Origin of the sequence: Parvimonas sp. D9 (assembly GCF_035282565.1) — a bacterium.
GTDB lineage: Bacteria > Bacillota > Clostridia > Tissierellales > Peptoniphilaceae > Parvimonas > Parvimonas micra.
The window spans coordinates 1-275 of sequence record NZ_JAYKBM010000137.1; the positions used below are offsets into that span (position 1 = coordinate 1).

Consider the following 275-nt stretch of genomic DNA (forward strand, 5'->3'; position numbering starts at 1 on the left):
GATTTGTTTATTGGTAATTGCCTCTAAACACAATGCATTCGCAATAGAAGATACGGTTCGTGTTCAGTTAAAATGGTGGCATCAATTTCAGTTTGCGGGTTATTATGCAGCAGAAAAAAAAGGATTTTATAGTGAACTGGGTTTACATGTTAAATTAATACCCGGCGATCCTGAACACGCCCCCCTGCCTCAGGTTCTGGCAAACAATGCAGATTTTGGTATTACAGGGTCTGACCTGGTGGTGGAATATGCAAAAGGAAAACCTGTTGTAGCTT

The 275-nt window shown here is 40.7% G+C and carries 1 protein-coding gene; it reads left to right on the top strand.

Translation table 11 applies throughout. The annotated features are described in order from the left end of the window. A partial coding sequence (locus tag VJI94_RS08345) for an ABC transporter substrate-binding protein (protein WP_324009024.1) occupies positions 1-275 on the top strand: 275 nt, incomplete at both ends.